Source organism: Paenibacillus zanthoxyli JH29 (genome assembly GCF_000520715.1).
GTDB lineage: Bacteria > Bacillota > Bacilli > Paenibacillales > Paenibacillaceae > Paenibacillus_AQ > Paenibacillus_AQ zanthoxyli.
Window position 1 is genome coordinate 17896 of the sequence record NZ_ASSD01000175.1, and the last position, 26924, is coordinate 44819.

The 26924-nt window shown below is 40.8% G+C and carries 21 protein-coding genes and 1 pseudogene; 4 read left to right on the plus strand and 18 right to left on the minus strand.

The annotated features are described in order from the left end of the window. Window positions 1–310: 310 nt before the first annotated feature. Window positions 311–1294: an aldo/keto reductase gene (locus L691_RS0106900; protein WP_025689604.1), complete on the minus strand. Its 984-nt coding sequence runs from the start codon at window positions 1292–1294 to the stop codon at window positions 311–313. Between the two features lie 191 nt (window positions 1295–1485). Here L691_RS0106900 and L691_RS0106905 point away from each other — a divergent pair, with 191 nt between their 5' ends. Beyond that, the gene (locus L691_RS0106905; RefSeq protein WP_025689606.1) at window positions 1486–2403 is read left to right on the plus strand and encodes an AraC family transcriptional regulator; all 918 of its coding nucleotides are present in this window, start codon (window positions 1486–1488) and stop codon (window positions 2401–2403) included. On the opposite strand, the gene L691_RS33425 is transcribed toward L691_RS0106905, so the two are convergent. Next, window positions 2392–3027, minus strand: a complete 636-nt coding sequence (locus L691_RS33425) for an MFS transporter (protein WP_232229117.1) — start codon at window positions 3025–3027, stop codon at window positions 2392–2394. The two genes, L691_RS0106905 and L691_RS33425, sit on opposite strands and share 12 nt — an antisense overlap. Further along, on the minus strand, window positions 2958–3458 hold the full coding sequence (locus tag L691_RS33430; protein ID WP_232229118.1) for an MFS transporter: 501 nt from the start codon (window positions 3456–3458) through the stop codon (window positions 2958–2960). Before L691_RS33430 ends, L691_RS33425 begins: the two co-directional genes overlap by 70 nt. Window positions 3459–3628: 170 nt before the next feature. Here L691_RS33430 and L691_RS31140 point away from each other — a divergent pair. After that, a pseudogene (locus L691_RS31140) lies at window positions 3629–3790 on the plus strand (alcohol dehydrogenase); the annotation flags it as partial. Window positions 3791–4890: 1100 nt separating this feature from the next. Beyond that, a complete protein-coding gene (locus L691_RS0106920; RefSeq protein WP_025689608.1) occupies window positions 4891–6321 on the plus strand; it encodes a radical SAM/SPASM domain-containing protein in 1431 nt (476 codons plus the stop codon). Between the two features lie 79 nt (window positions 6322–6400). Here L691_RS0106920 and L691_RS0106925 read toward each other — a convergent pair whose 3' ends face one another. The 15 genes from L691_RS0106925 to L691_RS0106995 all read right to left on the minus strand — a co-directional run bounded on the left by L691_RS0106925 (window position 6401) and on the right by L691_RS0106995 (window position 26197). Next, complete coding sequence (locus tag L691_RS0106925) at window positions 6401–7156, minus strand: MurR/RpiR family transcriptional regulator (protein WP_025689609.1); 756 nt, start codon at window positions 7154–7156, stop codon at window positions 6401–6403. A gap of 109 nt (window positions 7157–7265) precedes the next feature. After that, entirely contained in the window at window positions 7266–8951 is a 1686-nt protein-coding gene (locus L691_RS0106930; RefSeq protein WP_025689610.1) for a glycoside hydrolase family 13 protein, read from the minus strand. A 1-nt stretch (window position 8952) separates the two neighbouring features. Then, a complete protein-coding gene (locus L691_RS0106935) occupies window positions 8953–9375 on the minus strand; it encodes a PTS sugar transporter subunit IIA (protein WP_025689611.1) in 423 nt (140 codons plus the stop codon). A 31-nt stretch (window positions 9376–9406) separates the two neighbouring features. After that, complete coding sequence (locus L691_RS0106940; RefSeq protein WP_025689612.1) at window positions 9407–10225, minus strand: PTS system mannose/fructose/sorbose family transporter subunit IID; 819 nt, start codon at window positions 10223–10225, stop codon at window positions 9407–9409. Continuing rightward, on the minus strand, window positions 10218–11021 hold the full coding sequence (locus L691_RS0106945) for a PTS mannose/fructose/sorbose/N-acetylgalactosamine transporter subunit IIC (RefSeq protein ID WP_025689614.1): 804 nt from the start codon (window positions 11019–11021) through the stop codon (window positions 10218–10220). The genes L691_RS0106940 and L691_RS0106945 overlap by 8 nt, the downstream gene beginning before the upstream one ends. Window positions 11022–11043: 22 nt before the next feature. After that, complete coding sequence (locus tag L691_RS0106950) at window positions 11044–11520, minus strand: PTS system mannose/fructose/N-acetylgalactosamine-transporter subunit IIB (protein WP_025689615.1); 477 nt, start codon at window positions 11518–11520, stop codon at window positions 11044–11046. A gap of 417 nt (window positions 11521–11937) precedes the next feature. After that, window positions 11938–13740: an ATP-dependent helicase gene (locus L691_RS0106955; protein ID WP_232229119.1), complete on the minus strand. Its 1803-nt coding sequence runs from the start codon at window positions 13738–13740 to the stop codon at window positions 11938–11940. After that, window positions 13733–15718 carry an ATP-dependent nuclease gene (locus L691_RS0106960; protein ID WP_051459321.1) on the minus strand — a complete coding sequence of 662 codons (1986 nt, stop codon included), beginning with the start codon at window positions 15716–15718 and terminating at the stop codon, window positions 13733–13735. Before L691_RS0106960 ends, L691_RS0106955 begins: the two co-directional genes overlap by 8 nt. 117 nt (window positions 15719–15835) lie before the next feature. Next, window positions 15836–16507, minus strand: a complete 672-nt coding sequence (locus tag L691_RS0106965; protein WP_025689618.1) for a hypothetical protein — start codon at window positions 16505–16507, stop codon at window positions 15836–15838. A gap of 98 nt (window positions 16508–16605) precedes the next feature. Further along, window positions 16606–18474 (minus strand): ATP-dependent nuclease, encoded by a 1869-nt coding sequence (locus L691_RS0106970; protein ID WP_025689619.1) that lies wholly within the window; start codon window positions 18472–18474, stop codon window positions 16606–16608. 101 nt (window positions 18475–18575) lie between these two features. Continuing rightward, window positions 18576–20342, minus strand: coding sequence for a TniQ family protein (locus L691_RS0106975; protein ID WP_198022994.1), 1767 nt, complete (start codon window positions 20340–20342; stop codon window positions 18576–18578). A 68-nt stretch (window positions 20343–20410) separates the two neighbouring features. Next, window positions 20411–22468 (minus strand): TniQ family protein, encoded by a 2058-nt coding sequence (locus tag L691_RS0106980; RefSeq protein WP_025689621.1) that lies wholly within the window; start codon window positions 22466–22468, stop codon window positions 20411–20413. A gap of 31 nt (window positions 22469–22499) precedes the next feature. After that, window positions 22500–23381, minus strand: coding sequence for a TniB family NTP-binding protein (locus tag L691_RS0106985; protein WP_025689622.1), 882 nt, complete (start codon window positions 23379–23381; stop codon window positions 22500–22502). Next, window positions 23374–25458, minus strand: a complete 2085-nt coding sequence (locus L691_RS0106990) for a Mu transposase C-terminal domain-containing protein (RefSeq protein ID WP_025689624.1) — start codon at window positions 25456–25458, stop codon at window positions 23374–23376. Before L691_RS0106990 ends, L691_RS0106985 begins: the two co-directional genes overlap by 8 nt. Continuing rightward, window positions 25448–26197, minus strand: coding sequence for a TnsA endonuclease N-terminal domain-containing protein (locus L691_RS0106995; RefSeq protein ID WP_025689626.1), 750 nt, complete (start codon window positions 26195–26197; stop codon window positions 25448–25450). The genes L691_RS0106990 and L691_RS0106995 overlap by 11 nt, the downstream gene beginning before the upstream one ends. 205 nt (window positions 26198–26402) lie before the next feature. On the opposite strand from L691_RS0106995, the gene L691_RS30600 reads away from it, so the two are divergent. Beyond that, on the plus strand, window positions 26403–26888 hold the full coding sequence (locus tag L691_RS30600; RefSeq protein WP_025689627.1) for a helix-turn-helix transcriptional regulator: 486 nt from the start codon (window positions 26403–26405) through the stop codon (window positions 26886–26888). The last annotated feature ends 36 nt before the right edge of the window (window positions 26889–26924 follow it).

Genomic DNA, 26924 nt, shown 5'->3' on the forward strand with positions numbered 1-26924 from the left:
ATGCTCTTATTCTCCCTCCAATCATGGAGATAGAACAACCGGAATGTACCGTCTTTGTAAAAGGGAATGAGGTCTCCCACCCAAGCCCCCTCCGGCTTGTAAAACAAGTTCGACATGGTACGCTGCCCCTTTCTTGTGTCCTAACTTGATTATAAAGGGGTGTGAAAGCGCTTTAAATTCTAAGTTCTTTGTCAGATGTTCAATATTTTTGGTTTCCCGTAAAAAAAATAGCCCCAAGATCCATAATGACCTTGCGGCGGTAAGTCTCTCTGAACCGAACTTAACTAAACAATGTGAATAACGGCCTGCCCTAGCTAAGATTACCCAAAACCGGGTGCGGTATATATGGCTCTTCCAGGCTCGCCATTTCGTCAGCATCCAGCTTCACTGACAGCGCGGCAGCGGCATCCTCCAGGTGATGGGGCTTTGTTGCGCCGATGATCGGGGCGGTTACCGGCTCCTTTTGCAGCACCCACGCAAGCGCAACCTGCGCGCGCGGAATCCCCCGTTTGGCGGCAATCTCGGCTACTTTCTCCACAACCTTCTGGTCAGCGTCGGCCATTTTCGAATAAAATGCTTGTCCGGCTGCGTCCTTCTCCGAACGGGCGGTCTGTTCATCCCAATCCCGGGTTAGCTTGCCTCTGGCAAGCGGACTCCACGGAATGACGCCGATTCCCTCTTCGTGGCAAAGCGGCAGCATTTCCCTCTCTTCTTCCCGGTACAATAAATTATAGAAATTCTGCATGGAGACAAATTGGGTCCAACCGTTGCGTTCGGCAACATGCTGCGCCTTTAGGAACTGCCAAGCATACATAGAAGACGCTCCGATATATCTGGCCTTGCCTGCCTTCACTACATCATGAAGCGCCTCCATCGTCTCTTCAATCGGTGTCGTGTTATCCCAGCGGTGGATCTGGTACAAGTCAATGTAATCCGTACCCAGCCGTTTCAGGCTGTTATCAACTTCGGTCAGGATTGCCTTGCGGGAAAGTCCCGCACCGTTAGGACCCGGACTCATACGGAAAAATACCTTTGTCGCGATGACGACCTCATCCCGGCGGGTATATTCCTTCAGGGCGCGTCCGACAATTTCTTCGCTTGTTCCGTCGGAGTACACATTCGCCGTATCGAAGAAGTTAATCCCGAGCTCCAGCGCTCTTTTAATGAAGGGTCTGCTCTCCTCTTCGTTCAGCGACCAGGGAGCCATTCCGCGTTCGGGCACCCCATAACTCATGCAGCCAAGACATAATCGGGAGACTTCCAGACCGGTACGGCCAAGTTTGACATAATCCATAGATGGCACAACTCCTTTATTTGGTATAGGCTTCTTCGCCCCGAATCGGGCATACCCTTATTATCCGATAAAACGGAAAAAGACCGTTATCCCATTTATCTTAAATGATTGCCTAATCCTCTCACTCCCATTAACGCCACCGGCGCAGATGTTTTATAATTGAGTAAGAGAAAACCGACAAGGAGGAGCCTATGTCTGAGGAAATACGAAACCAGAAGGATGAACTCGCCAAACTCATCGAACGTCATGCCGCCCGGGACGGAGCTTTCAAGACCGCGATTCCCTCTTTATATTTTTTCCGCAACTCTAATTTGACCAGGCCGGCCCACAGAGTGTACAAGCCTTCCCTATGCATCATCGCTCAAGGTTTAAAAGAGGTACTGCTGGCACAGGAGCGGTTTGAATATGGTCCGGCCAACTACCTGATTTCATCCATGAATCTGCCGGTGATCAGCCAGGTCATCAAAGCTGCTCCGGGCGCTCCGTACTTGAGCTTCAAGCTTGAATTTACGCAGAGTCAGATTCTGGAGGTTATCAATGACTCTGACATTCAAATCGCTGCGAAAGAGAACGCCAAGCGGGCATTGTTTGTCGGCAAGATAGAGAGTTCTATACTGGATGCGATACTCCGGTTAACCCGTCTGCTAGACAATCCGAAAGACATTCCGTTCCTTGCTCCTATTTACACCAAAGAGATTTTATATAGGCTTCTGCAGGGGCAGTATGGCCCGGCGCTCGCCCAAATCGCCATGGAGGGAAGCAGCACCTACCGAATCCGGGACGCGATCGAACAAATTATCCAAAACTGTGACAAGCCACTGCGAATTGAAGAGCTTGCGGAAACAGCCAGCATGAGTATTTCTTCTTTTCACCGGCACTTCAAAGAAGTCAGCGCGATGAGCCCGATTCAATTTCAAAAACAGCTGCGCTTGCAGGAAGCCCGGCGCCTTCTGCTATCCGAGTCGGCGGACGCCGCCGATGTCGCCTTCCGGGTAGGCTACGAAAGCGCATCCCAATTCAGCCGGGAATATTCCCGTATGTTCGGCGCTCCTCCCAGAGCAGACATCAAGCGTCTGAAGGAAAAATATGACCACGTGCTAGACGCATAATCCTCTTGTCCGGCGGGGGCAATTCGTCCACCGGCTAGTCATGCCTAGCTTGACTAGGCGCGCTAAAAACCCGTTGGAATAGATAGTTGTGGCCAGCCCTGGTGAATCAGGCAGCAGATCCGTGAAATAGCTTAGCCCATTGCCCATGACAATAGCCACAAATGTTGCCTGCAGAAGCTGCGCTGCGATGAGCTGCCAGGAATGGGTCGAAACACTTAAGATGATGTAATAGACAACAGCGATGAAGCAGCTGCTAATCATCAGGGTGTGGTTTGATATCTTTTTGCCCAGGGCACCCAGTACGAGCATTATGGGAATTTCCAAACCGGCACAGACACTAACCACCAATCCGACATCCGTATGCGTGCCTTGAAGCTCATTCACAATAAACAACGGCGTGTTGATAAAGTTAATGGCATTGACGGCAAACAGAAAGATAAAGGCGATAAGCGGCTGTCTGATCTGCCTGCTTTTGAGTGAAGAGGTACCCGTACTTTTTCTCTTCCCGGTGCTGCTTTGAACCGCCGTTTTACGTTTTGGAAGAAACAAGTATATTAAAGAGGCAATGGCAAGATAAATGGCCGATGTCCCAGAAAAAGTCCCATATATCCGGATAGTCCCCAAATGAATGTCCCGCCTAATGGTCCTACCAGGAACCCGAGAGAGATAAGAAAACGTAATGCCGACATCGCAAAAGTCTTGTCATCGGACCCGCTTGCATTTGCCGACTCCTGGGCATAGGCGTAGATTTGCGGGATGGCTGCAGCTCCCAGACCATTAAATAAGCTGACCGCAATGAGCAGAATAAAGAAATCAGGAAACACTAAATACGAAGCGTACCCCAAGGCAGATGAAAGCATGGCTGAAATCATGATCCATTTCCGGTCCTGTCCGCTATCTGAACGTTTGGCAATAAGCGAGTTCACCACTACGCCGCTTAATGAACTTACGGCCATAAACACGCCAAAGGCTCCCGCATTCATTCCTAAATCCTCGGGACAATACAGGGCTAAATACGGCGCTGTAATCGAAAATCCGATACCAGTCAGCAGCATACAAATGACGAATAGGTTTCGTGCGCCTCACAGTCGCACCAGAAAACCGGCTTTCTCAAGAAAGTCCCGATAAGATCACATGTATCCCGTGTAACTTTATCCTTTGATTGATGCCATATCTTTAATGCAAATCGTCTTAGCATTCCCCTCTTTGCCTAAACCAGTGGAATGGCGGAATCCGGGAAACGCAAGAGATGCTCGATTTCTTCGCGGAGCACGGCATTACCTCCAAAATTGAGGTGATTCGTGCGGACCAGGTAGACGAAGCGTATCAGCATGTACTCCGCAGCGATGTGCGTCACCGGTTCGTTTTTGACGTATCTACCTTGTAATTCGTACAGATGGGGGTGTCCCATAATGTGATGCCTTTTTTTAGGTGGGATTTAGGTAGGTGGACGGGGCCACCCGAATGGAAGCGGGTGATTCTTCTTTAATTTAGGGGGGTGAAGTAAATAATACAGAAAACCTGAAATTCTGCATCTTTTGGTCACCTGACAATAGCTATGTATAACATGCCTACGGAAATACAGGTTTTTCTCCGCTCCGCCTCAAATTCAGTCAACACAGCCTCAAATTCCTGTATGATCGCAGGTTTTCTTTGAGAAAAAACGTTTTTGATCGAAAAAAGCTGCACTTTCAGCTGTTTTGAAATGATGCTGAACTAAAATCATAACCAACCTGACCTGTCCCTTGATGTTAGAGCGATTACCCTAATTCCTAACTTGTTTTGATCGAGGAATTGCCCAATAGAAAAGCAAAAGCCAGCAAGTCTCCAATAACCGAAAGACTTGCTGGCTTCTTAACTTTTTTAGGAAGGCGGCCGTAACACAGGTATATTCACTTATGGCACAGCTCCTTTTTTTGTTTGCCGCCAGAGGTTTGCCAAAGGCTATTTCAAAGAGCAGCGGAATACTTAGTCCCCAATTTCCAAAATAAGGGTATGAAAAGCCGACTTATGTGAAAAAATATACAATATAGCTAAAGACGAGGTGAAAGTAATGAGTGAATTACAGGAACTCAAGGCTCTTCTATGCGAATCCGGTCTCTCGAAACATAAGCTTCTAAGAGAGATCATTGATGCTGTAACGAATGATGGGAATATGGAAAGATGCAGTAAATGTCACGGGGGATGCATCAATTGTGAAGTAGGATGCAATACCGGTCCTGCAAGGTGATGCAAAGATAACCATCGGCAAACAATAAACCATATAACTTGATGAGGTGAAAGTGATGAGTGAATTGCAGGATATCAAGGCTCTTCTTTGCAGATCCGGTCTCTCGAAGCGCGAGCTTTTAAGAGAACTCATTGATGCTATAACAGAGGATGACTGTACGGCAAGATGCGACGTAGGATGTTCCGCATCCTGTACTTCATGTCAGCCCGGATGTTCTAGCGGTGGAAAAAGACCACAATGATACGGAGGTTATGGTTATGGGTCTACTGTTAAGCCCGAAGGTGAACCTGCGGCCGGATGGGGGCAGGGCCATTTTGTTTACCGCCAATCCAGGGGATAACAGGGATACGGTATTCAGCTTTCTATATCCGCAGCAGGCTGTTATCCTGTCCTTGTTTGACGGGGAGCGGGACCTGGCTGCCGTTACTGAAGCCGTGGCGTATTTGTTCGATCTGGATATTGAAGCGGCGTCTGGGCAAGTCGATGCCCTGCTGGCTGTTCGGGTAAATCAAGATCAGACCATTCGATCATTGATCATGGATGCTTCCAGCATTGACCCGGAAGAGGCACGGATTTATGATCCCAAGACTTATATCATCCCGACAGAGCTGATTGACATGGAAGATGTCCGATGCCAAAAGCCCTGTTCCCTGCTGGTGCTTCCTACCATGCGTTGTGTGACCAATTGCAGGTATTGCTATGCGGATCGTGAGGGTTTTAGAGGAAAACCGGAATTTGATTTAAACCTGTACCGTCGCCTGTTGAAAGAGGCCAGCGAGTGCGGTATTGAGACCATTGAAATCTCCGGGGGTGATTTATTTTGCCGGGAGGATGCTTTTGATTTGATTGAAAGCACTCTGTCTGCCGGTATGTATCTCAATATACCCACTAAATGTCCCCTATCTCGTAGTCAAGTCCGACGGTTGGCGGCAACCGGACTGTCATCCATTCAGATTAGTATTGACGCTCTGAACCCGGAAATCATTGACCAGCTTATGGGGCTTAGTGGCTATGGGAAGAAAATACTGCAAACTTTAGATGATTTGGGGGAAGCGGGTATCAAGGTTCGAACCAACACAGTGCTAACTCCGTATAACATCCGGGATGCTGTAGCCCTGGCCCGTTATCTGGCGGAGAAGCCTCATGTGTTCATAAGCCACTTTACTTGCTATGGACGTTCCATATATCGCCACGACGACAGCCTGTTCTGTTCCCCGGAGGATGTAGCGATCTTTGAGAAGGAATTTAGTACAATCAAAGAAGACTTTCCAGACAAGGTAACCTTCAGCGGAGCCAATGACAATCCCTACATAAGGGACGAAGCTGTGAGGGCCAATAACTTTTGGGAAAGAGCTTATTGTACAGCTAACCGGCGCGGGGTTGTTGTGCTGCCAGACGGTAAGGTAACCATCTGCGAGGAGCTATACAATCATGAACATTTCATTATCGGTGATTTAAAGGAACAGACTTTGCTGGAAGTGTGGAATTCGCCAAAAGCCTTGGAACTTGCTTACCCGGATCAGGCTGCCGTTTCCAACGGACCTTGCCATAATTGCTCCGATTTCCAGCAGTGTCATGAAGGTCTCGGAAGATGTGTCAGGGAAGCTCTTAAAGCTTATGGATTGGATCAGCACTACGCTCCAGATCCCCGTTGTCCCCGGGCCCCTGTGGGTAGCCGATTGGCTTAAAATCTAAAAACCCTTGATTCGTCACTCATTCCGGTGAATCAAGGGTTTCATTCTGTACCAAGCATGTTCTGCAAAATGATTATTCATCAAAGAGAACAAACTCACGATATTTTCGCGCAATGACATCTAGTATCACTTCTAGCCCAATCAACGAATGAACGACTTGCTTTTGATAACTTGGCAATGGAGTTGCTTCAAAAAAGAATGCATAGTCGGCATGCTCAACCAAAAAATTACTTCCGAATTTCGTAATGGCTGCGATCGTTACGTTTTTTATTTTTAACACCCGAACGACATCTTTTATCATTTTGGTTTCGCCGCTGAACGAAGTGAATAATACCAAATCCTCTTCCGTTATAAGAGAGCTGTTAATCGCCAAATTTGTCTCGCCTGAAATCAATATATTTTGTCGATTAGCAATCATTAAATCCTTAGAAAATTCCTTTGTGAAATTATTCTGTGAGAAGCCGGTGGCGTATAAAAAGACCATTCGGGCACTTTTCAGCTTCTCCAGAAAGGGCTGAAAATTCGTTTGCTCCACATATCGAAAGATCCGGTCCAAATCCTGCTTTAATAATAGAATCAAATCGCTGGGCTCTAGTGAGGATAGGGTCATGTCCGACCGGAGAGCATACTTTAAATCTGAAAACCCATGATACCCCAGCTTTTTTGCCAAGCGAAGCACCGAGCTTTTTGAACTCAGCATGGCCTCGCCTAATTCGACAATATTCATGCCAATGACATCTTGGGGGCGATTGGTTATGAATCTTACCATTTCTTTTTCAGAATCGGTCAAACCGTCATAATGTATCTTTACACGCAAGTCAAAATCCATATAGCTGCTCCTCATTATGTAATATTACTTAGTATCATCATTCATTAAAAACAGTATACTGCAAAAAAAGACTAGTAAGAGGAGATGCTCTACTAGTCTGGTCAGTTTATTATGATTCAATAAAATAAATTACAGCCTCATACGGTCGAAGCTCCAGATTGTCCAGCTCTTTCCTTGTATCGGGATAATTGGATAATAGCAATCTGCCAGATGAATTTTTCAGCTCTTCAGGCAACTTGTAATTAACTTTGCTCTCGGAGAAGGAGCAGACGACGACTAATTTCTGCTCTGCGAGGGTACGCGTATACCCGTAGACAGCGGAATCGCCCGGATTGATCAGTTCATAAACTCCGTCAACCACGACCGGCAGCTCTTTCCGAAGACGAATCAATTCTTTGTAATGGTAGTACACCGAGTTTGGATCGGCCAAGCAATCTTCCACATTGATCCAATCATTATCCGGGCTGAAATCAATCCACGGTGTTCCATCAGTAAATCCATACTTTTCTTTTCCACTCCACGGCATCGGTGTGCGCACATTATCACGGGATTTCAAGAAAATGGACTCTTTAATGTACGCTTCGGGAAGTCCTTTTTCCTCAAATTCTTTCTTCACACCATAGGTTTCAATATCCTTATATTGATCAAAAGAAGCAAAGCGGACATTACGCATTCCCAGCTCTTCTCCTTGGTAAATATAAGGCGTGCCTTTCATCATATGAAGGAGGGTTCCTAACATTTTTGCGGATTCTACTCGGTACTCCTTGTCATTCCCAAAGCGGGTAACCGCACGCGGCTGATCATGATTACTCCAATAAAGCGAGTTCCACCCCCTGCCTTCCAGTTTGTCCTGCCACTCTGTCATAACGTCCCGTAAATCGCTCAGCTTAAAACGGATGTCTGAGAACTTTCCATAGGGTCCGTAGTCCAGATGCATGTGATCGAAATGGAAGACCATATTTAATTCTTCCCGATCCGGGTCTGTGTATAAAATCGCTTGGTCACTATTGGTATTTGCAGTCTCGCCCACGGTCATAATATTATATTTGCTCAGTACCTCTTGATTCATTTCATGGAGAAATTCGTGAACGCGTGGTCCATTAGAGGCGCCGATATAATACGATTTGGTATAGATCGCGTCATCTGCTGCATCCGGCCAATCCTGACGTTTACTGATCAAGCTGATGACATCCATCCGGAAACCGTCGATTCCCGTCTCGAACCAGAATTTCATCAGATCATAAATCGCTTCACGAACCTTGGGATTCTCCCAGTTCAAATCCGGCTGTTCTTTAGCAAACAGATGCAGATAATATTGCCCTCGGCTTTCGACATACTCCCAGGCCGGACCGCCAAAGGTCGAGCCCCAATTCGTGGGCGCACTTCCATCTTCTTTGGGATCTTTCCAAATATAAAAGTCTGAAAACTCATTGTCACGCGATTCACATGACTTCTTAAACCATTCATGCTGGTCGCTTGTATGATTAACTACCAGGTCCATAATAATCTTGATATCCAAGAGATGCGCTTGATCCAAAAGTCGTTTAAAATCATCCATTGTTCCATATTCGGGATTGATACTGTAGTAATCGGATATATCATACCCATTATCCACCAGCGGCGATTGATAAATCGGATTCAACCAGATCACGCTGATGCCCAGATCGGCCAAATACGGGAGCTTTTCAATGATTCCGTTTAGATCGCCTATACCGCTTCCGGTTGTATCTCTAAAACTTTGCGGATAAACCTGGTAAACGACGCTTTTCTTCCACCAATCTTTTTCATTCGCCATATTATTCATCTTCTTCATCATCCTTTGGCATATTGGCGACGAAGTCATTCACATATACTAACTGCTGCCTTGCTTCATTCACGGCATTAAGCATTTGATCCGCTGTTAAATAATCATCGTCAGGCTGCACCAGTACAGAAATGATAACCGGCAGATTTATTCCCGCGATAACATGAAAATGCGGACGGCTTAAATACGCTGCGAATGCCTGATTCACCGATCCTCCGAGCAAGTCCGTGAACACCACTACTTCATCTTCTTCCCCTACATCCTCCAGCAATCCCTTGACTTCTTCCTTAACCGGAGTGTTGGTCAGGTATGCTGAAAGGGCATGAACATTGCCAATACCTTTAGTGATATAGTTTAAAGTATCTTTTACGCCTTCCGCCATTCGATCGTGGCTGGCAATGATAATTTTTCGCATCGACTTCGTTTCCTTCCTCTTTCTTTATCAATTAAACACCCAAAATTCCAAAGTAGGAGCAGACTAACGCTAAAGCAATGATCAAAAATATGATGCTTGTGAGGCTGAGCTTCTTCGACCCGATCAATTTATAGACGACAATGGTTAAAGCAGCCGGTAGCAATGCCGGCATAATTTTGTCCAAGATCTCCGTTTGAATGGGCAGTGTGACTTCCCCCGCTTGATATTTAAGCTGAACATTCATTTTTACAACGGCTGGAATTAATGCGCCAACTACAGTTAACCCCATGATGGAGGCTGCTTCAGTAAAGACATTTAATCTGTCGCCCAGGGCAGTGATTAATTTCAATCCAGAGGTGTGGCCCACATCGAACAATTTAATCCGGAAAAAGAAGAAGACGATATTGAGCAGCAGCCAAATAATCGCACCTGTTGGATTTCCTTGCAGCCCCATATATCCGGCAATTGACCCCATGATGGTCGGATACAGTACCCATATAAGTGTATCTCCAACACCCGCTAACGGTCCCATCATCCCTGTTTTGAAGGCTTGAACCGCCTCTTTGGATTTGATTCCATCTTTTTGTTCCATCGCCACCGAGGCTCCCAGGAGAAGGTTAGCCATCCAGGTAGTCGTATTAAAGTAGTTAAAATGATTATTTAACGATGCTTTATAATCCTCATCTTTTTTATGGATTTTGCGTAAAACCTTGTTCAGTCCAAACACAACCGCCGGAGCTTGCTGGTTCTCGTAATTAAAGGTGTTACAAGCCATGAACATATATCGGATCGCTGCTGACCGAATGTCTCTTTTCGTTACCTGATTTGTTGCCGACTCTGAGTTACTCATCGAATTCGTCTCCTTCAACTGAGGTATTGCCGCTCCCCGCCGCTGCTGTTGCGAGTGTACTGCTCATTTTTTGTGTGAAGTAGTAATAGGCAAAGGCGAAGCCTAAAATGGCAATTCCCAGGATCGGCAAGCCCAGATACGCGGAAATCACAAAGCCAATCAAGAGCATCGTCAAGTATTTCTTCACTGGCATAAACTGAAGCAACAAGGCAATCCCGACTACCGGCAGCATAGACCCGGCTATGGATAATCCGTCTGTAAACCATTTCGGTACGACATCGAGCAACACCCTGACGATTTTATCTCCGAAGATCACACAAAGTAAGGTCGGAACCGCTGTGGTTAAGCCGAAGATAAGGGGGCCTATCCAAAAAATACGGTTCATTTTGGCGAATTTTCCTTCGTTTAGCGCTTTTTGAGCCGCATGAGACACATAGGAATTGAGGATCTTGCCCAGCACATCCAATTGAATGCCCAGCATTCCGACAGGTACCCCGACCGCCAAGGCAATGGCTTTGGCATGTTCAATATCACCGGTTGTACGGATAGCTACGTAAATCCCAACAAGTGTCGCAAGACCGTAATTGGGTACGGAGGACCCGCCTATATTGGCTACCCCCAAGGCCATTAATTGAAAGGTCCCGGCTATAACCATCGCTGTCGGGACATCTCCCATTATAAGCCCGGCGATCATTCCGATAATGGATGGGAACCAGGTCGTAATGACAAAGCCTTGTTGGTCAAGAACCATCCAGAAAGCTAATGCAACAATGAGTATCGCTTGTATTATCTCCATGTTTTATCCTCTTCCTGCTTAGTTATTTAATATAGGTTTCCAGTGGCTCTTCGGCATCTCCCAGCACAAAGTGAAAGGTGACTGGAATTCCTTTTGCTTTTAAAGCTTTTAAATCGGCTACTTCTTTTTCATTGACCGAAACCATCTTCTTTACCGTTCTTTTACCTTCACCGTCAAAAATAATCCCGACGTTTACTTTCGGAATTTGAACGCCGCCCTCAGCAAGCTTCAGCAACGTTTCAGGTTCTCGAACCACTAATAAAACATTATGGTCGTCATATTTTCCAGCATTGAAGTTGGTAATGGCCGTATCCGTATCAATGATCGACATCCCGGTTCCGGCAGGTTTACTCATACGCATAGCTGTTTTTTGGACTTCATCTTTACTCACAACATCATCCACTACCATCAGCCGTTTGGCTCTTGTGTGTCCTGCCCATTGAGTCACCACAATTCCATGAATCAAACGTTGATCAATTCGCGCTACTACGATACCCATGTCTCTAATCTCCTTTTGTAAGTGTTTTCTTAATGGCTATGAACCAGAATATCATCAGAAGAAAACGCTAACAATACATTTGGAGGAAGTTAGGAAAGCGCTTATCAAACCGGGAAAAGTATCAGATGTACGGGAAAATTCCCGCAGTTCTCCAAGCGGGGGGCGCAGATAGAAAACCCCTGATCCATCAGTCTTTCTGACGAATCAGGGGCATGTACTGTCTCAAACATATGTTGAAAAAAATCTCAATTATGAAGTAAATTGTGAGTAACCACTATAATTGAGACAAAAAGGCGCCATTTTCAGCGTTTTATCTGTGTCCATTTGAGATATATCACAACTATAAATAGGATAAATAGTAAACTTAGCATTTATAAACAAGACAAGTCGATTGTTTAGTATTTATTGTGATTCAAATTACTTTGACCGTTGAATATTCCAATCATAAAGATTGGTCCAAAAACGGGAAGGTTTCTTTTTCCACCCTCTTTGTACCTTTGATCTAACAAGATAACACCTACTTTTAGCTCTACTGACGCATACAAAAAAAATTCGGTATTCCTCCTTAATTTTCCTTTCAGTTGTACTTCTGTAGCTAGGAAAGTTACCTTCCTCCATTCCTAATAAAACAATTGTCTCAAATTCCAACCCCTTTGAGGAATGGCGAGTACTAATTGTTACCTGGTTCACTGGTTTACCCAACTGACTAAATTGTTCAAGAGTGAAGCCTGCAAATTTCCCTTCCTTAGCAACCTTCAACAAATTATCCAAGTTTTCATTTTCATCGGGATATACCTCAGTATTTTTTAGCAGTTCCCTCAATCTGGTATTCTTCAACACGCATTGAATCCAATCCACAAGTTGTTCATTGCCAAATAAACTTCTTTTTAATAAATCGTAGAGTTTTCTCTTCTCAAGTATAATATCTGTGCCTAAAATATCTACACCATGTCGAGTTAAAAAGCTTTTCCAAAATAGAAAAATTGACTCAAAAGAATTCTGCTCAGAATCAATCAGCCAATTAGCACAATCTTCTAACCACGCTACAACATGTGTACGCTCAAATTCATGTTTGGCCGCATAATATGGTATCCCTCCTCTATCAAGAACTTCCCCAAGGTCTTTCATCTGAAATTTGTTGCCAACCAGAATTACAATCTCTTCAATGGGTACTCCTGCTTCTAGGTTTTGTGGAATCACTTCACTAACAACGTAGTTGTACTGTTCAATCATATCCGTCTCACACACTTTAAAGCTAAACTGAGCTCTCTCATCTCCCCTTGTTCCTGCTCTATAATTTCGCCTACTACTTGGATTTAAGGCAACTTCAGAAGCATCAATAATATCCTGATTACTACGGTAATTAGTCTGTAGCTTTATTTTTCTTACGCTAGGTAATTGAGACAGTTCTAACAGGTAATCTGGAACTGCCCCATTAAATCCATAGATTGATTGATCAGGATCTCCTACAGCAAAAAAAACACTTGTAGTTCCATCCATCAATGACAGAATCATTTCATGAAGAGGCTTACCCAGATCTTGATACTCATCGATTAATATCCACGGGAATTTAGCCTCTAGACTTCTCCTAACATACTCTTCGTTTTGTATTAATTGCGTTGCATAAAGGATGATAGCTGAAAAATCCACATAATTAGACGCCCTGAGCTTACGTTCATACAGGTCTGCTGCCTTTAAGGCTAAATCAAATGAAGGTATAGTTACCTGGGATCTACCCTTAATGTTAATACTACGTTCACTATCCATCTCAGTTAGGCTCAACTCATTTTCCGAAATATTTAATTCCTCTCTAACGCGTTGAAAAAGCTGATTTTTCTTTTTTGTAGAAATGATTTTGAGAGGTAGAGGGATGTTATACTGTGGAAACAAATGAGCAAACTTCGTTATTACTTCAGAAATACAAAACGAGTGAACTGTCCCTAAAAAAACATTTCCTCTTTCTTTGAGACCCAATTGTTTCAAACGTTTTTTGAATTCTTTAGCTGCTTCATTACTATAGGTTAAGCATGCTAACCCTCTAGGAGGTTTAATGATTTCGGAAAGGAGCTTCATTATTTTCAAAGTCAACACTGTCGTTTTTCCACTTCCCGGTCCCGCAAGCACCGCTGTATTTTCAAGTGAATTAAACGCATCGTATTGTTGTTGATCTTTTTTTATTTGAGCAAGCTTTTTCTTATACGCCGTCTCCATTTCATTCATCTTCCTCAACTTCCTTGCAAATATAATCAATTGCCCTCTTGATATGGTCCGGCATATGGCTCAAAGTACAGTGATGAGCTAAACGTTGAGCAAATCTTCCCTTACCAATTCTGCTATGAGAGGATTCAATTTGCCGCAGACAAGCCCAACAGTCGCCTTTTTCGAGATTTGCCGAAAAATTCCTTTTCTGTTTGTCTCCTCCTGCAGTCAATCCACTAAAAATTCCACTTATTATTTCTCTGCTCGCCTCATCTTTATAGCATCCTTCCATGATATCCACTTCAGCTGTATAATATCCGATAAAGAACCCCTTCTCGCGGAATAGATCGTCCATTTCACCAAAATCTTCTGGAATTTCAGAATCACTCAATATATCATTATCAATGACTAGTTTCTCTATAATCTCTAATCCTAAATAGCCAATATCATTTCCAGAATTTTTGTTTAGAAGATGATATTCTCTTTCTTGATTAATAATTTCATAGTAATCCCCATCAGTAATAACTGCATACGGAATTCCTAACTCTCCCAGAAGTTTGATGTATGGAGAAAAATTTGTGGAATTAATATTACAAACAAATATACCTTTGTAATCTAGTGTCTTTCCCATTAAATCAGCAAATACTGGAACTAAATATTCCTCTGTAATCCCTTCAACAAGCAGGACAGCTTTTCCGAAATAAATTTCGCCTCGATTGGCATCTATATATCTTGCTAAGTCAGCATACTCTTCCTCACTTAACGAAAGCTCGGCACTTGAACGCGCTTTAGTTGCTCCCTTGCCTCTTCTGTAGAGATGCATGACGGATTCCAACGGTGTGATGGATGCTATATGTGTTGAATGAGTTGTCATTATTACAGAATTAGTTGAGCGATTAAAGACATCCTTGTAAATAGAACGTTGGATTGCTGGATGTAAGTGAGCTTCAGGTTCTTCGATAGCTAAGATTGTCGCTCCTTCATCTATCGGATTATACATATCCATAAATTCATATAGTTCTGATTTAAGCACGGAACTTAGTCCATCCATTAATATGTAGTTTCCATGCCCATCTGATTTATATGTTTTTTGTAATATCCCCGCTTTATCTTTTCCTTTTAATTCTTGATATAAAATAGAATTAATAAAAGTAGGAACAGTTCTATCTTCAATTGCCAGTAACATCAACGTTATATATAGAATATTAGTTAATCCCAGAGATGTATCACTTACGGTTCTACCACCGAGAAGTACTTTTAATGTAGTTAAAATCCTATTTGTATTAACTTCATTTGTTCCAAGTTCAACAGAATCAGGTTTAACATCAATAAAATCTTTAAATCTATTATCTATTCTTCTGTTTAAATCTTTTAATTCACTTAAGCTTAGTACTTGATCATTCTGTGCCTTTATATTTTTTGCTATTGCCTCAAGCTTAGACTTTTCAATATCATATGCTTTAAGCAATACACTTAGAGGTGATTTCCTTGAATTCTTTATTTCAGCCTCAACATCTCGTAAAGCCCTAATTACCTTTATATTAAGATACTTTCGATCAATATGAGTAAACTCATTATTTTCATTTTCACCTTTAAAAATCTTAAAGATATAACCCTCTATGCTTCCATCTTCTCTTAATCGAGGGAAATATCGATATGTAAGTCTTAGAGTATCCGGACTTGCTTTCACAGTAGCATCACTTAGTTGACAAAGTAAATTTTTATTATGGCTAAATCGTTTGATTTCTAATACTATTTCAATAATTATTCCTTTCTCCATCGGGGATTCAAAACCATTATAAAAATCCATATCTTCTAAAAAACGTTCTTGATCAGTAAGTGTAGGGTCAAGAATTAATTGAATAGCTCTAAGAAAATTTGTTTTACCAACGTTATTTTCACCAATTACAACTTGCTTATCTTTAAGTTGAACATCGACAAATTCAAAATTACGATAATTGGTTATTTTAACTCTAGAAATGTACGGCGACTCCATCATTATTCATCTCTTTTCTTGGTTGATTTTCAAAATTACAAAACAATTATTATAGCAATAGCGATGGTTATCAAATCACTCTCTTCTTTAACCTCCGCCTAAAACCGAATTGATATATCATTATTTCAGCAACTTTTGCTTCCTCAAATCGTTCCTGCGGTTAATTTTTAATTCCATTTCCTCTCGACTTTTTTCCGCCTCATCATTCTCTCTCTTTTTCTCTTTTAGTGCCTCTTCTATAACGTTCTTAACTAACACAATCCAACGAAATCTCCCAAAATAAATATAAATCAACAAAATTAAAACCAGTGCTATAAAGTATATATTTGTGTATAGCGCTCGTGATGCTCCCTTCATAACTTTAAAGTATTCCGTAGTTAATTGATTAGTCTGTTCCTTTAAATTTGCTTTCTTATCATCAATCGCCAAGTCTTTGTTGAATTCATTATTTAATTCTTTATTAGCATTGTAAACCCAATCAATTGGTTTCATATTAAAGTTAATTTGAGTATTTATAGAGGTAAAGATCATTGTAAAGATCAGGGCGAGGATAGCAATAACTGATGTAAGTTGTTTATAATGCTCAAATTGAGAATCAATGCTGGTTTTTATTGTGACGATTTCTGTTTCTGTATGATCATCCACAACTCCTTTCTTTAGAATATTAATCTCTCCTAGCTTTATAAAGCCTAATCCCCACAGTCCAATCCTATATTTTTTTCTTATGTAACGACTTGCCGTTTCCATCTGGTCAAATCTAATGATTTTAGGCGTCTTGCTTTTCTTCTTCAAATTTGATCCCCTTCAAAATTTAGTATTAGTCAAAATAAAAACTGTAGGCCTGGCAAAATAATCTGCCCGGCCCAACTCTATAACTTTAGTTAAAGCTTCTAAGCACTTGGAGCCGCCTCAACTATCATTTCTACCGCTGTAGCCGGGCTTAAACCAGTAACAAAATAAAAGAATCTAAGTAAATCATTGTTAACTTGAGGCATACCATTAATTTTCCTGCTAGCTTTCCATGGCTTATCTCTGCTCCATTCTTCACCAAATATCTGTTGCTCAAAGTTTGGAGAATGAACTAATCTTCTATGCTCTTCACCATTTAGTTCTTGCAAAATCTCTAAGTTAGCACCTGATTCTCCCTCTAAATCAACATCATGAACTACTATGTAAGGTACTTGAAAACCATTTAGCACTCTTTGAAAAGCTCGAATTGTCCATTTTCCTCTACAATTTATTATAGTTATATCTCTACGAGCATGGACATATGCCTTAGAATCTAACTGTTCTTGTTGAATTAGCTTATTTGCAATAGCTTCTACTGCTGCAATTTCGCAATCTCCTTCTACTAAACAGACCCTTTCAGCAAAGAACGCTTCTAGAACAGCTGGATCAAAATCCAGTAGCATTCTTAAACGATCCCTAAGATTGACTGCGCTAGCACCAGGGAATAAATCATCTGTTCTTTGTACACTGTACAAACCGTTTTGAGTGTCCCTTCTTAAAATACAGATACCGTCATGCCTATCGGCGACATTAATAAAAGTGGGAGAATGACTGGTACAGATAACCTGAGCAGTACCATATCTCGCTATGTCCATTAAAACATCTCGCATCTTCCTACACATTTGGGGATGAAGATAGATTTCCGGTTCTTCTACAAGGAGTAGTATATTCTTGGCAGGTTCATCTGGATTTCTTTGAGTGGTGATTTCTGAAAAAAGCTCTAATAAAGAAATGACTAGTGCACGTTGCGCACCATGGCCTTGATGCTCAGGCCTGGTGTTCAAACTTCCATCCGATAATTCTAAAACAGTTTTGGAGGCAAGATCTGATGTAAAATCAGGAGGATTAAAGTCAAGTTTCGCCGAGAGAGGAATTAATCGGCTTAATTTATTTGAAATTTTAGCTTCAAGATTCTTTATTACTTCATTACCGTCCCCATTTCCTGAAAAGACCTCTTTCACCTCTACTGCAGCCTCTGTAAACTTCCGAATTGCTTGATAGCCAGAAAGTTCAGTCGAAAACATCGCCTCTACAATCTGCCGAGCAGTAGAAGACTTCTCTGATACTCCCGCCTCTTCTTTTGTGTGTTTTAGAGCTGGGACAAAAATTAATTTTGGTAACGCCGCATCAACATTTTGCTGTAACCCACCTGGATTTAGTTGCCACTTAGCTTCGCCGTCTATAACGAGTTCAGGATAGGAATCTAATATATAACTCTGTAGCTCATTTCGAATTGCCACTGTAACTTTTTTAAGCTCTTGCCCTTTTTGAGTCTCAAAAGCCTCAAACGCAGTTTTCCAGGCATCTCCTAACTGAATAAAAGACTCTTTTGTTGCACCCTTCTCTGGCCAATTCATTATTTCTTTCTGTGGATGATATGCAGATACAGTAAAACCCTTTAAAGGCTCCTCCCACACTTTTTTTATACGATAACGATCATTATGTACATGTGTTCTAATTCCTTGTCGAAGTTTGTCATTATCAGTCAGTTCAGTAAACTCAAACTCTACTTCTATCGGTCCATTGGATGCATTTTTACCTGGAAAATGATCAAGTGAAGGTTTGGTAATATCACTATTAGGTAGCGCTAATCGAATCGCTTCTAAAATAGTTGATTTGCCAACGTTGTTTCTACCTAGTATTGTAAGAAAATCTGCAGATCCTTCTCTTTCGGGGACAGTTTCTGGGATAGCTACTTTTAGCTCTTTAATGCACTTGAAATTTCTAATAATAACTTCATTCAACCTCATATACTATAACCTCCCATGTTCTTCCAAGTAGTTCTATATTACTAAAATAGGGGTCTATTGTATATATCTTTAAATACTCTACGATGAAAAAGTATGACCGACTATATTACTATATTTTCTCTTAAGATTTGCATTTCACTCTTCACATAATCGTTAATTTCAGGAATTATCCCACACAAATATGATTGTCTAACTCCAATAAAGTTATAAACATCTTTAGAAAAGATTTTATTTTCGGAATGCATTTTAAAGTAATCATCTATTTTTTCGTATAACATCTTTCTCCTCCTCTCCAACCGAAGGCCCCGTTGCTTCTCCTTCATTTCTTTTACATAGCTAACATAACCCCATTTGGCGAGGGTTTTGGGTGTTACCCCAATCTGGGATGATACGCCTCCAATTGTGATTGTCACATCCTTTAACATATTTGCCTCACAGCATTGGATTAACTTTTCCCAGTAATCAAGTTTCGGCAATCGCTCTTTAGCCGGCCGTTTTAGTAGGATTATTTCCCTCATGACCTTGGGATGAAGACGATGAATTAAGTAATGATATTTTTCTTTCCAGCAAGGCCAGTTTTGAATGTCCGTCAAAGAGATATTTTTACTCACCGCAGTTGCAAAAGAAGCCAGTAGCTTTTCATCCACTGCTACTGACCTAAAATCCCATAAATCACGAGCATTAAAGTATGCTGCAATCCTTATGCAGGCATTTAACGGGTAACCCGAATTTCTTTGAAATTCAGCCAAGCTTAAAGGCTTACTTTCTTGTATAAACCGGTAACCGTCTGCGAAGTAACTCTTTTCCTTAACTTGTCCTTCTCGATCATATGCATACTCACAACCGCAATCTAAACAAGCCATATGAGTCTTTAAATACGAACCATCCTTATAAACCTTGGATAATGTTCCGGTTTTGACAAGAGCGTTGGCCGTTCCATACGATGAGCACCATGGCGATAAACAAACAATTGCCTGCTTCTTTGCAGTGGTTGCTATAACACTTTTCTTAAAAGACTCTGGAATTTTAATTTCAAAAAAATCAGAAATACTTATATTGTAATCAAACAATACTTTGAGTATCAGGTTCAGGTGAAGCTTCCGACGTTGCTTTAACGTCCCCCGAGCATATTGCAAGATTGTATCCAACCGAACACTGTATGCCTCTAATGTTCCTTTTAAATAAGTTCTATCGTACATCGGCTTGCTACCATTAAGAATGTAGAGCAGCTTCATTCCGCATTCCTGTTCATGGACTAACGATAAATACCGGTTATAAAGAAGCTCTTCCCAGGCCAAAGATAACCATTGCTGTTGCTTTAAAATGTCGATGTTCTCAACATACTCACCGACTTCTTCACTTAATTCGCTGTAGCAATTTGGACATATGCTTGGATTAAACAGATTATTAACATCTATGGGAAGACCACATTTCCCGCAGTTTTGAAGCAGATAACAGGAGTGTTTTACACAGGAAGAAACCCCATTAATTCTCCAGAGAGATCGGATGTATGCGTCCTCTCGCAAACAAATAGGGCAATAGTGTATTTCTCTCCGAATCATTCCCTTCAAAAAACGAGATTTCTCTGCTGTACCTTCACAGTAAAATACACGATGTAGATTATGAAATGTGCTATTGTATAGTTCATCATTAGAAATACCGCAAAAATGCGTTAGCTTTTCAATCTCTAATACTGAATTTGGGAGTGTATCAATTAAATTTAGATCCGCCCTTTGGATATGAGTCATCTCTTGCTTCCTGCATTTATTCCACAGGGTTAATATAGATATGCCATTTTCCATCGCAAGGCGGATTAAATAACTTGATAGTGATTCATCTAATTTTGGACGGAACTGTACTGAGAACATTCTCTCATCACCACAATGGTTTTTTAGTATAAGTATTCCCATTTTGTGTCGAGAGAATGCTTTTTCATCTAGATTTTTTTATGAAAATCCTCAATCTCCTCACTAATCATACTTTTTAGTTGTCGATAGCCTGCTACATGAATATAATTGATTCCTAGCCTCCTGGCGACTAACGATACATTTAGTTTGTAATATTTATTATAGGTATCACTAATGATATTTCGTATCTCAAGTCTCTTGTTAGTCTCATCTGCTTGTTTAAGAAATTGATTATACTCATTTATCATTCGAATAATATAGTTAAGTAAGCCTGGAAAACGATATCCAATATACTCTCTGCGATGATTCAAAGTCTTATATACATCTCTAAAAGGGAATTCAACTCCAAGTTCTCTCCGTTTAATAAGTTCGTGATCGAATAACTCCCTTAATTCTCTCTCTTGCATGTTTAAGCGGTTAGAAAGCTGTCGCTCTCTCTGCTGCGTAATAACTTGAACTTGCCCATGATTTCTCAATGTTGCTTCAGAGACATTAACTGTAGCAGCTACTTGTTCTATGGAGATATTAAGTTCAGAATCAAATAAATCATCCAATCCACTATCAACTAATTCATTAATTTTCGCGTATTTTTTTAATGGTTTTTTTAGGGTAGACGGCTTATTAATTAGGTATTCTTGAACATCAGAATCTGCGTAGTAGTAACTGTAAGTTACAAGTGACCACCCAAATGCCTGTTTAAGCTTCTTATATCTAAATTCCGGATATTCACGCCAATCAATATTAACCGATCTGAAATAATCAATAGTTCTCCAGCTTTTTTTATCTTGGACATTACTATATGTTTGATTGATTTGTGCCGGCAGCAGATTACGATAGGCTAAATATCCAAAAATCTCGCTGATATAGAATAAGTTCTTATTTAATTTTGCTGTGACTTGAGACCTTGTCAGTCCATCAGAAGCCAGCCGTAAAATCGTTGAAATCAAATCAATTTGTCCATGAATCTCTCCCCACGCCTTTGTAACAGGATGATAACCATACCTCATGAAACAGCTGGTGCAGGTATAAAAATAAGAGTACCTAACCTTTTCCTGGCGATTCCTACTTTCAATTCTCTCTTTACTCAGTTGCATCTTTACATGTCTTTTCTTATGTTGTCGACACCATGGGGTAAGGCACTCTGAGGAGGGAAGTATTTCTCTCTTTACTAAAATTGATTCAAGGTATTCCGAGGAAACTTTCATAAGTGCAAACTTTTCGATGGATAACCCCACTGCTCTTAATACGTGTAATACATCCTGCACCCGAACACGTTTAACTATACGATTACTTTTTATGAATGAAGCAAGTGATTTTATTATGTTTTTACTGAGATAACCAATATCTTTACGAGAGTATATTTTTTGTTGGCCTTGCGCAATAAATAGTAATTTTATTGCTAAACTCTGCTCCATAGATAACCCCTTTTGCTCCTGTGCAAGCTCTGTATCATTAAAGAGTAAGAATTCCCAATCTTCATAGTACTGTTTTTGTTTACTGAACTGATCTTCATTTTTTGGCACTTTTTCATATTCAGAAAGGAGAGAGCCAGCACAAGCTTGATTGGAGCATGTGGGGTCAAATAGAATATTATCTGAGTAGCTAATTTTTCCACTGCAGTGACCACATTCGGATTTAAGTCTCACTTCGTGAATAGGGCAAATGTCAATCTCTTTTATTTGCCATATTAATTTTAGAACGTTATTTTCTTTCACACACAAGGGACATATTTTCCGTACGTTAGTATTAAATACATCTCGTAGCATAGTTGCAGCTATCTCAGAATCTTCAAAGGGATCGTTAAAAAATTTAGAGTACATCTTCAGGCTAGACATGCCATTAAGCTCTTCTACAGTCAAACCCAACAAAACCGCTAAAGCCTCACGTTCAAATATGCGCAAATCATAATCAAATCTCGAAAACTTAATATGACTTTTGGACTTATCATTGCTATGACTCACCGCTGTCCATATATCTTTTGCTTCACATCCGTTTAGATGGGCCATTCTATGTATAAAAGAAGTCAGGGATTCCCCTGACTTTGGTGGGACACATATTTTAAAAGTACCATCGTTCATTACGCTCATCGAAAACACCTCATATTTCTGAAGGAGTTGCTTAGTGATCAGAGTCTCTATACAAGTTGTAACTGGCCTTAGCAAGTGTACTCACCGTTAAATGTGCTTGAGAGAGATCGCTAAAGTCGGGTTCAAACACACCTAGCAATCTGTATGCCTCAATGATTATGGAATGCAAATAGCCAATTCTCCCCTGACAACATTCGTGCAAGAATGCTGCAGTCTCCTCACTATCCAGAAATATAGGCTTTGGCGGTCGAATGGCTTCTTCGATTCTGCGGAGAAGTAAACGAAAGTTATCATCCAGGACTTCAAAACGGCTAACCGTTTCTCTCCCAAATCTTCTGACATACTCATCTTCCATCGTCCGCAACACTTCTATCTGAGGTGTGCCCATACATACCAGACATACTTGTCCTTCATTCGTCAGGTCCTTAAACATCTCCATAGCTTCTTGATTATCAAAACGCTTTGTACGAATTATAAAGTTCATTTCGTCAAATATAATCAATTCTGTTCGTTGTGCACGCAAAAGTGTCAAAGCTTGTTCTTTTAAAAAGTTTACACGCGCATCAGAACGGATGATGGGAGCCTTCAACGCTTTAAGGATCCTCTTATAAAAATCCACCTGTGTAAACGGGTAGGGTAATTTAACATGTAGCACCGGCATGACGAGAATCGTCTTATCATCTTTCTTATATTCGTATGGCGGATTTCGTTTCATATACCTTTTACCTATTTGAGTCTTACCAACTCCAGATAAACCCGTTAACAGTAGATGCCTCGGATCCTCATTTTGTTTTCCCGCTTTCAAATGTACCCTCATGGAATCAAAACGATCCCAAATCCGATCAACCTCTTCATGGCGTATAAACAGATCTGCTATGCGTTCTGTAAACTCAGCAACTTCTTTTTTACTCATCCCGTTTCCCCTTCCTCTTTTCCTCAGCTGCCATTGCAGCTTGAAGAAGCTCTGCGCGTCGTGAAATTTGTTCAATCTGTTGTTTCTTTTGTTGATCAGCATATTGATTACTAATACTGATAGAAAGCGCACCATTCATTTTCCGAAGCGTTTTAAGTGTCCTTTTATGCTTTTGTCCTGATTCAAGCTCTTCTTTTATTTTTTGGAAAGCCACATGAACTTGTTTGGGTCCGGGAATTGTCTTCATATTTTCTTTCTGTAGTTCTCTATGCTTCTCCATCATTTTTTTATAAGAAAATTGATTTACATTGATCAGCTCTTCGTAAGGTGGAGTCACGCTTCTAAGTTCCACGAATTCATTCTTCTTGGGGTGCAATAAATATATTTTAGAGATATCATCGAGGTCATATTTCACTACATACTTTACGGTTCTTTTAGCAATAAGATCTTTGTCTTCTTTGCACTTATATATCTTGTTCTCCCAACGCACGCCGTCCCGTGTATATGGTTTTTTCGAGGTTAACATGAACTCGATCTTGTATTTCTCCTCATACTGCTGATCGATCCAATCCGGATATCCGTCCTCTTGGATACCTGCCCGGTATCTAAGAACAGGGGCAGGTGTTTCGGTATGAGACAAACCCTTGTGTTCTTCATACGGATAAATGTCTGTAAGGTAAAGATTCATAATTTTTCGAATCTGATTCAGAGTAAGACACGCTTCATCCTCTGAATCTATTTCTCCACGCATCACGGGATTGCTTTTGGTGGTTCCCAGCAGCTGATGTATTAGCTTTGAATTAATAGTCTGGAAAAGCCTCTCAATAACCGCACCATAGTGAGGGACTTTTACCGGTCTGTGCATGATTTCTGAATGCAGTGTTTCATTCACCAGCCTTTTGATGTCAGTTCCTTTAAAATCCAAACCATTATCCACATAGATAATATTCGGAATCCCAAATGCCTCCCAGTCATTCTCTGTATCATATGTATCTTTATTATTCTTAACGAAGACTCCGTGTTGGATCGCCTTTCGAACAATATCCATAGAGGGTGGCTCAAATGAGATGTATAGGCACCAAGGCATTCGACTAAATACATCAATACCTAGTGTAATCCAGGGTCTTTCAACCACACCTGTAAGCTCATCAATAACCATAATATCCAGCCGAGTGTGATCAATTTGAATAATATCGAGTGGGCCTAAGGCATCTCTATTTGCATACCCGCGGGCAACTTCATCGTATATTTTTTTGGCATCCCTTAGACTCCGATAAGTTGCCTTTGCTTTGTCATCAACTCGACTTATGATATTTCTAATCGTTGTATAACTTATTCTTTCTACTCCATTCTGTAGACACTTTCTATTTATTATTTCCTCGATGTTTGAGATTGAGATGCGATACTTTGTAAGGTAATGATTCTCTATAACCTCTTTTAAAATTTGTATTTGCTCCTCTGTTTTTCTCACATACAAAACATCCAGTATAGTTTCAGGGTGTTTCGGATCGCAGATAATGAGCTCCATATTATCCTTTCGACCGGTGTATCCTTTGCCTTTTTGTGACACCAGGCCCTCTTGCCCGCAACCATAACCTATATTATTTTCAGCATTTAAGTAAGCCCTTTTATATCTCATTAATGTTGATCTGGTAGTTTTTTGTTTGAGAATAATTCGCTCAACTAGAGCTTCTTGTGTCATATGTCGAAGTACTTCCCCCGAATACAATAGATAGTCAAATTTATCATGGAATTGATTCTCAGCGCGAATATTCCCTTCCTTGATTTGATCCAGTAGTACTAGTGGTAAAATCAATTCAAATCTAATAGTAACTTCCTTCTGCTTCTTCTCAGATAAAGTAACCGACGTATTATCCTGAAGCCTTATCATTTTTTGCTTGGACAGACTTTCTCCTGGAACATAGGTGGGATGGTTAATCAATGCGATAAGGTTGATCTTTTGATCTTCTCCGTCCGACCTCCGAATCCATACATGAGGTGGATCAATAGCAACGACTTTATGAGACCTTCCATACAGCGAGAACTCCGAGTAAACTTTTAAGTTACTAATAGTCACTGTAGTTTCTCTCCTTAAAATTAATTTGCATCTTGCTATTTTCTTGATTGAACATCACTAGCGAATTTGAGTTAATCAGCTGATTGAAATCAGTAGTAAATACTCCAACTGCAATCAAGTAATGAATTAAAGGAATTAACAATAGTGGATCTATCTGATCCCCAAAAGTTCCCGCCAGTCTTCTAACGGAACAACTTCTCAAATGAATTAGTCTCTGAGCCACCCTGTTTTCCCATTGCGGATAATAATGCCGTGGACGTAGGAATCTTTTTAAGTGCCTGAGATTTCGGGCAATAACATCGGGTAACGTTTTGGGATAGATGACTTCATACAACCAACCTTGTAATCGAGCGTGTTCCTCACAGAAAGAATTAACCAACTGTAATTTTGGGTCTTTCATAGCCTCTTCTTCACTCTCTTTGATCTGACAGAGCATTGGCACCGAACCACGCTTGAAGAATAAGACATCAGGCACATGAGACCACTTCTTCCCGTCTTCATTCACCACAGTAACCTCTACAGGCTGTTCATAATACCTTATTATTTCCCTGTCTATCTCCAAGTAGTAATAAAATAGCCTTTCTCCCAAAGACTCATAATTTACTGGCCGGTGTATTTTGGTGCTATAAAAGCTCCCGATAATATGATGATGGTTATGACTGTAGCGATTATTCACCTTTCTTTTTGGCTTATATAACTCATCCTCTAACTCCCAGTTTGTTTGATTCCACCACTTCATTAGAAAACCTCCGAAATAATAGATCCGTTTTCCGATAAAATATTATTATATTATAGATTATTTTTCCGTAATTTTATACATCTTTTAACCGATTTATGTTCATGAAGGAGTTCAATTGAATTTTTCGGTGGATTTCATGTTGAAATTAGCTGAATTTTCACTTTAAGGGGTATAATAAAAAGATGTTATAAGGGGGGTGAGCACCGTGAGTATTGGACAGAGAATAAAACAAATTAGAAATTCACACTCCATGAGCCAGGCTGCTTTTGCTTCCCTTATTGGAATCTCTCAAGGTACATTGAGTGAAATTGAGAAGGGTAAATTTAATCCTTCAGTTGAAACAGTGATATCTATAAGCAAACAATTTGAGATAAAAACAGATTGGATTTTACGGGGTAATGAATTAGAGGAGAGTTATAATGAAGAATTGGATAGCTATAAAGAGTATCTTCTAAAAAGAACATACATCTTAATCAACGAAACAATCAGTCATTTTTCCGAAGAGCTACAAAGCGAAATGTCATCCAGAGAAATCTCGTCACTTATAAATAATACTTGGACATCTATTTTTAATTCATCTTTAAGCCCAGAAGAGAGTTTTCTTTTAAAGAAATACCGTATGCTATCGCTTAAAGACAAAAAGGAACTGCAGGCAATAATGAACCTGAAGCTTTCTGCTTATGAGGTTTAACTATATCTAAATATATTAATTAATATATTAATATAT